Origin of the sequence: Mycobacterium sp. (assembly GCF_032162605.1) — a bacterium.
Lineage (GTDB): Bacteria > Actinomycetota > Actinomycetes > Mycobacteriales > Mycobacteriaceae > Mycobacterium.
Genome location: NZ_JAVROT010000275.1, coordinates 1 through 6,345, shown reverse-complemented (window position 1 = coordinate 6,345; position 6,345 = coordinate 1). Strand labels below are relative to the sequence as shown.

Annotated in this window: 6 protein-coding genes; 3 read left to right on the top strand and 3 right to left on the bottom strand. The window is 67.1% G+C overall.

Annotated elements, in window-relative coordinates; translation table 11 throughout:
* The 3 genes from QOI01_RS16250 (at nt 1) to QOI01_RS16240 (ending at nt 2,431) form a co-directional block, all read left to right on the top strand.
* Entirely contained in the window at nt 1-501 is a 501-nt protein-coding gene (locus tag QOI01_RS16250) for a DUF3830 family protein (protein WP_526382631.1), read from the top strand.
* A gap of 31 nt (nt 502-532) precedes the next feature.
* Nucleotides 533-1,786, top strand: coding sequence for a cysteine desulfurase-like protein (locus tag QOI01_RS16245; RefSeq protein ID WP_526382629.1), 1,254 nt, complete (start codon nt 533-535; stop codon nt 1,784-1,786).
* A 72-nt stretch (nt 1,787-1,858) separates the two neighbouring features.
* Nucleotides 1,859-2,431: a hemerythrin domain-containing protein gene (locus tag QOI01_RS16240; protein ID WP_526382627.1), complete on the top strand. Its 573-nt coding sequence runs from the start codon at nt 1,859-1,861 to the stop codon at nt 2,429-2,431.
* A gap of 5 nt (nt 2,432-2,436) precedes the next feature.
* On the opposite strand, the gene QOI01_RS16235 is transcribed toward QOI01_RS16240, so the two are convergent.
* The 3 genes from QOI01_RS16235 to QOI01_RS16225 form a co-directional block, all read right to left on the bottom strand.
* Complete coding sequence (locus QOI01_RS16235) at nt 2,437-3,153, bottom strand: NUDIX hydrolase (protein ID WP_526382625.1); 717 nt, start codon at nt 3,151-3,153, stop codon at nt 2,437-2,439.
* Between the two features lie 191 nt (nt 3,154-3,344).
* Nucleotides 3,345-4,121, bottom strand: coding sequence for a fumarylacetoacetate hydrolase family protein (locus QOI01_RS16230; RefSeq protein ID WP_526382623.1), 777 nt, complete (start codon nt 4,119-4,121; stop codon nt 3,345-3,347).
* On the bottom strand, nt 4,099-6,345 hold a 2,247-nt coding region (locus tag QOI01_RS16225; RefSeq protein ID WP_526382621.1), incomplete at its 5' end, for an FAD-binding and (Fe-S)-binding domain-containing protein. The genes QOI01_RS16225 and QOI01_RS16230, both read right to left, overlap by 23 nt.

The following is a 6,345-nucleotide window of genomic DNA, read 5'->3' as shown; positions in this document are numbered from 1 at the left end:
ATGAGCAGGTTCATCACGGTGACGCTGGACAAGCGCGGCGTCAGCTGCGTCGCCCGGTTGCTCGACGACGAGGCGCCCCGTACCTGCGCGGCCGTCTGGGATGCGCTGCCGCTGGTGGCACCGGTCTTCCACGGCAAGTACGCCCGCAACGAGATCTACACATTGCTGCCGGCGTTCGCCCCGGTGGCCCCCGGCAAGGAGAACACCACGATCACCCCGATCCCTGGTGACCTGTGCTGGTTCTCGTTCGACTCAGACGACCTCGGCAATCCGGCATACGGATACGAGGACAGCGCCGGGACTGGAACAACCGGCGCGATCGTCGACCTCGCCCTGTTCTACGGCAGGAACAACTTGCTGATCAACGGCGACCAGGGGTGGGTGCCTGGCAACGTCTTCGGCGCCGTCGTCGAGGGACTCGACGAGACGGCCGCGGCCTGCCAGGACCTCTGGCTGGGCGGCGTCCGCGGCGAGACCCTGAGGTTCAGCCGCCGCGACTGAACGACGGTCGCCGCGATGGGAGACTTCGTTCGTGAGCCACCCAAGCGACGATGGCACCGACAGTTCGACGTTCGACGTCGACGCGATCCGCGGGTGCTTTCCTGCGTTAGGCCCTGTCCTCGGGCAAGGCACGGCCTACTTCGACGGTCCCGGTGGTTCGCAGACACCCACGGCCGTCGCCAACGCCATGCGGGACGCCATGCTCCGTCCCCTGTCGAACCGCGGAACCGCCACCGCCGCGGCGCGCAACGCCGAAGAAATCGTCGTGCAGTGCCGCCTCGCTCTCAGCGATCTGCTCAACGCCGATCCCGACGAGGTGATCTTCGGGCGGAGCATGACCGCGCTGACCTTCGATCTGTCGCGGGCGCTGTCCGCTCAGTGGGATCCCGGTGATGAGATCGTCGTGACACGCCTTGACCACGATGCCAACGTCCGGCCGTGGGTGCTCGCCGCCGCCGCTGCGGGCGCGATCGTCCGGTGGGTGGACTTCGACACCGCGACCTCCGAACTGCCGGTGGAGAACGTCGAGGCGCAGCTCAGCGACCGCACGCGCGTGGTCGCCGTCACCGCCGCGTCCAACCTCATCGGCACGATGCCCGACGTGCGGACCATCGCGACCCGCACCCATGCCGCCGGAGCCCTGCTGTTCGTCGACGGCGTGCACTACACCGCCCACGGCGCAGTCGACTTCCGCGGTCTCGGCGCCGACTTCTTCGCCTGTTCGCCGTACAAGTTCCTGGGACCGCACTGTGGCGTCGTCGTGGGCACGCGCGACGTTCTCGCCGGGCTGCGGCCCGGCAAGCTGCTACCCGCCACCGACCGGGTGCCCGAACGCTTCGAGCTCGGCACGCTCCCCTACGAACTGATGGCAGGGACGACCGCCGCCGTCGACTTCCTCGCGGGCATGACGAGTGCGACCGGGAGCCGCCGCAGCCGCCTGCTGGCCGCCACGAGCGCACTCGAGCACCACGAGGACGCGCTTCGCCTGCGCATCGAGGCCGGTCTGCAGCAGCTGCCAGGGGTGCGCATCCACTCGCGTGCCGCGCGCCGGACCCCGACGCTGCTCGCCACCTTTGCCGGTCGGGATGCCGCCGAGGTCAGCGCGGTGCTCGCCCAGCACGACGTCAACGCGCCCGCCGGTTCGTTCTACGCCTATGAGGCATCGAGAAGGCTCGGGCTGGGCGAGGCGGGTGGCCTGCGGATCGGCTTGGCACCCTACAACGACGCCGACGACGTCGACCGGCTCCTGCGCGTATTGGCGGCGGCCATGGACGACCCCTCGTGAGCGGTCGTAGTGGTTACATGGATGAACACGGCGTGATCTGCGCTGCCCCGCATTGACGTCATTGGAGTCGAGATGGTTGACATCACCATGCTGATCTTGGCCGACCACGGTTGGTTCCGGGAGCAGTTCGCGAAGCTGGACTACCTGCAGGCCGATCCATCGGTCAATCCCAAAGCACTGCAACGGGTTTGGCGTCCCCTTGCGGACAAGTTGGACGTGCACGCGTACATCGAGGAGACGATCTTCTACCCGCAGTTGCTGAAGCGGGGGGTCGACGATCCCGAGGACGAGACACTGGATGCGATCGGCGACCACAACGACATCCGGGACGGCGTCCGCGCTGCAGATGAAGCACCGGCCGGTTCGGCCGACTGGTGGGTGGCGGTCGGCGCGGCCCGAAAGGCCAACGACGAACACATGGGCGAGGAGGAACGCGAGGGGCTCTCGGACTTCCGGCGGCACGCGTCTGCCGGACTTCGAGAATCCCTCGGCCGCCAGTACCGCGAATTCATGGCGCGACACCCCACCACGAAGGGACTGAAGGTCGCCGACCGTGATCCGCAGTCCTACGTCGAGGGTCTCGAGGCCGAGCGTGGGTCGCGGCCGAAGGACACGTCGCTCGGGATCGGCAGTTTGAAGCCCTGACGAACCTACTTCCAGGCGAACAGCGGTTGTTCGAGCTCGTCGACCGGGTCGTGGCGACCCTCGAGGCACAGCCACCGCAGTTGCAGGAGCACGGCACCCGTCGGCGCGTGGATGAGGTCGTTTCCCAACGGGATTTGTACCACCGGACGCGGGCTCTCCGGGATGGTGATGAAGCGCGGCGAGTCCTCGCGCTGTAGTTGGTGCAATCCCACCCGGTAGACCGCCACCACCTCGGCAGGCGCGGGACGGGGATCGAGACGTCCGCCTCCCCAGATCACCACCGGGGTGATGACGTAGCCAGACCGCGTCGGGTAGTCGTCGAGCAGACCCAACACAGTCGAGTCCGACAGTCCGATGCCGACCTCTTCGTCCAGTTCCCGCAGCGCGGCGTCGACCACGCCCTCCTCAGGGTCAATGCGGCCGCCGGGCAACGCCCACTGCGCGGGGTGTGAGGTGAGACGAGATGCCCTGCGGCACAGCAGAAAGGCGGCGCCGCCCGACACGCCGACCATGCGGCCGTCGAGACCCGCCTCCATCGGCCTGCCTGCGATCCAGTCCTCCACGGCCGCCGGGTCAGCCCTGTCCTCGCCGGCCTCGGAGTCGACCAGCACCACCGCGACGGCCGCGTGCCGCTTCGTCCGGTCGGTCACGGTGCGGCGGTCGTGGTCCGCCAGATGTGCCCGGATGCGCCTCCGAAGCGCGTCGTCGTAGGTGATCGTCACGGCTCGACGATAGGCGGGCCGTGCTGAGTCGCTTCCGAGGCCTCGCGGGTCAGCGACGCCGGCTACCAGATTCACGGTCGCCACCTCAGACACATACGTCGCTGATGTTCCGCACTCCCCACCAGTGTGGCCCGGCGACACCGCGTGCCCGGTTCGTCACAGTGACAAACTTGGCGGTGCGAGCCAGTCACTCACGCCGACAACGCATCTCGCTCGCGGACCGTGTTCGACAGTTTGCCGATGAGGTCGACCTCGACGTCGACTGTGTCACCGACACGCATGGGCCCGACGCCCGCAGGACTGGCGGTGAGCACAACGTCTCCGGCCTGCAGGGTGATCCAGCGGGTGATCCAGACCAGCAGCTCGACGACACCGAAGATCATGTCGTCGGTGCCGCAGTCCTGAACGATCCGCCCGTTGAGCCGCGTCGTCAGCCGCATAGCTTGTGGATCGTCGATCCCGGTCTCGATCCACGGGCCCAACGGGCAGAAGGTGTCGAGGCTCTTTGCGCGGGTCCACTGGCCGTCGGCTCGCCAGTCGCTGGCGGTGACGTCGTTGGCGCAGGTGTAGCCGAGCACATGCCGCGCCACGTCGCCGGCTCGGAGATCTCGTGCGGTACGCCCTATCACGACCGCAACCTCGCCCTCGTACTCCAGCCGGTCGAGCCCGGGCGGGTAGGCGATCGCGTCCGACGGCCCAGCGAGCGTATTCAGTCCCTTCAGGAACATCGACGGCTGGCTCGGGCGCGGTCGGCCGAGTTCGGCGAGCTGGCTGGCGTAGTTGCTACCGGCGCAGACGATGACTCGGGGTGTGCACGGATTCACCAGTGTCACGTCGGCGAGCGACGTGATCCGCCGCCCCGCAGCGGGCATGTCGAACCCGCCGTCGAGAGCCAGCACGTCCTCACCGTCCAGTACTCCGTACCGTGGGCGGGATTCGTGCCGATCAGTGAAGCGGATTATCCGCATCGCGTGTCTCACCTCCGACTACCGAGACCAATGCTTCGGCAACGAGTTCCACGGGATGCCATGCGGAGCGGTCTGTTCCGTGGAAGATCTGTTCGCGGCACGACGTTCCGGTCGCTGCGACGATCGTGGTCCGCCCTGCAGCTTCGATTGACGGAAACAGCCGATCGGTGCCGACCTTCATCGAGATGTCGTAATGCTCGGCTTCGTAGCCGAACGATCCGGCCATGCCACAGCAGCCCGCGTCGATCTCGACCAGCTCAGCGCCAGGGATGCGGCGCAGCAGCGCCACGGTGGCGGCCGTCCCGACTTCGGCCTTCTGGTGGCAGTGGCCGTGATAGAGGATCTTCCGGCCTGCCAGCCACGAGTCGGGAGCCAGGACGAGCCGCCCATCGTCGATGGCCTCGCCGAGTAACTCCTCAACCTGCCGAACCCGGGCCGCGACCGCTTTCACCTTCGGGTCGCCGGGCATCATCGAGGCGTGCTCGTCGCGGAGGGTGAACAGGCACGACGGTTCGCATCCCACGATGGGCGAGTCCGCGACGGTGTCGTCGTGCAGCTGCGAGACCAACGCCTTGGCCTTAGCGGTGGCCTCGTCGACCAACCCTTTCGATAGGGCCGAGCGCCCGCAACACCCCGCGCTCGCGAGGTTGACGTTCCACCCCGATCGTTGCAGCAGGCCAATCGCGGCGCGCCCGATGTGCGGTTCGGTGAACGAGGTGAACGAGTCGGCGAGGAAGTTGACCGTTCCGATACTCGTGGCGGGCTGGCCGCGGCGGCCGTTAGTGCCGTACCAGCGGATGAGGTTGCGGAACTTGTACTGCGGCATGGGCCGTTGCGGAGCGATGCCAATCGCGCGGGCCATCACCCGGCGGGCCAGCCGGCTACGGCCGGCCAGGTTCGCGACGGGACCCAGTGCCGATCCGAGGCGGTTGAGCTCGCGGATCGAACCGAAAATCCGCGAACGTAGCGGCACCCCGTGTTCGTCGTGGTAATGCGAGAGTGTCTCGCTCTTGAGCTTGGCCATGTCCACACCGAGCGGGCATTCCGTCTTGCACGCCTTACACATCAGGCACAGGTCGAGGATCTCGTGCAGTCGTTCGCCGCCGAGCGCCGCCTTCGGGTCTGGTTCCGAGAGCGCTTTCACCAGTGCGTTCGCGCGCCCGCGGGTCGCGTGTTCCTCTTCGCGGGTGGCGATGTACGAGGGGCACATCACCCCGGTCGTGCTCTTGCGGCACACACCGATGTTCATGCACCGATCGGCTGCACCGCGCATGCCGCCGAGGACTTCGAAGTCCAGGCGGGTGCGCAGCAAAGGTGCCGGCGGGAGGTTCGCATCGCGGAGGTTCTCGGTCATCCGCGGCGCGTCCACGATCTTGCCGGGGTTCATCCGCTGATCGGGGTCGAAAAGCCGCTTCACGTCGCGCATTGCTTCGTAGAGTTCATCGCCGAAGATCTCGCGGTTGAACTCGCTTCGGGCGAGTCCGTCGCCGTGTTCGCTGGAGTTGACACCGCCGAATTCCTTGACGAGGTCCTTGATCCGTTCGGCGACAGCGCGCATCCGGACGATTTCGTCGGGTCGGCTCAGATCAACGAACGGCCTGATGTGCAGGCACCCGACCGAGCAGTGTCCGTAGAAGCCGGCGTTCATGCCGTACTCGTCGAGGATCGTGGCGAATCGCGCGGTGTACTCTGCCAGCACCTCCGGCGGAACGGCGGTGTCCTCGACGAATGCCAGCGGGCGGTTGGAACCCTCGCTGGCCGCCATCAACAGCCCCAGGCTCGATTTGCGCACCTTCAACAGTGCGGATTGCTGTGCGGCGGTGACCAGGCGCAGCGTGTGGTAGCCATGGCCGCTCTGCTGCCATAGGTCGATCAATCCGTCCAGGCGGGTGAGGACCTCGTCGAGGTCGTCACCGGTGAACGAGACGAACAACAGCGCGGCCGGGTCGCCGACGAGGCTGTCGCCCAGGCTGGCGTACTCGATCTTCTGCCGCGATAGATCGAGAATCGTCTTGTCCATCAACTCGACCTGCGCCGGCACGCAGGAAAGGGCGTCCGTGGTGGCCTCGATCGCCTTCTGGGTGGTGTCGAAGTGGCCGACTGCGTAGACGGTGTGTTTGGGTTTGGGCACGAGATCCACCTCGACCGCGGTGGCGATCGCGAGGGTGCCCTCGCTCCCCACTATGAAACGCGCCAGGTCGAACGGCGTCTCGGGATCGGCCAG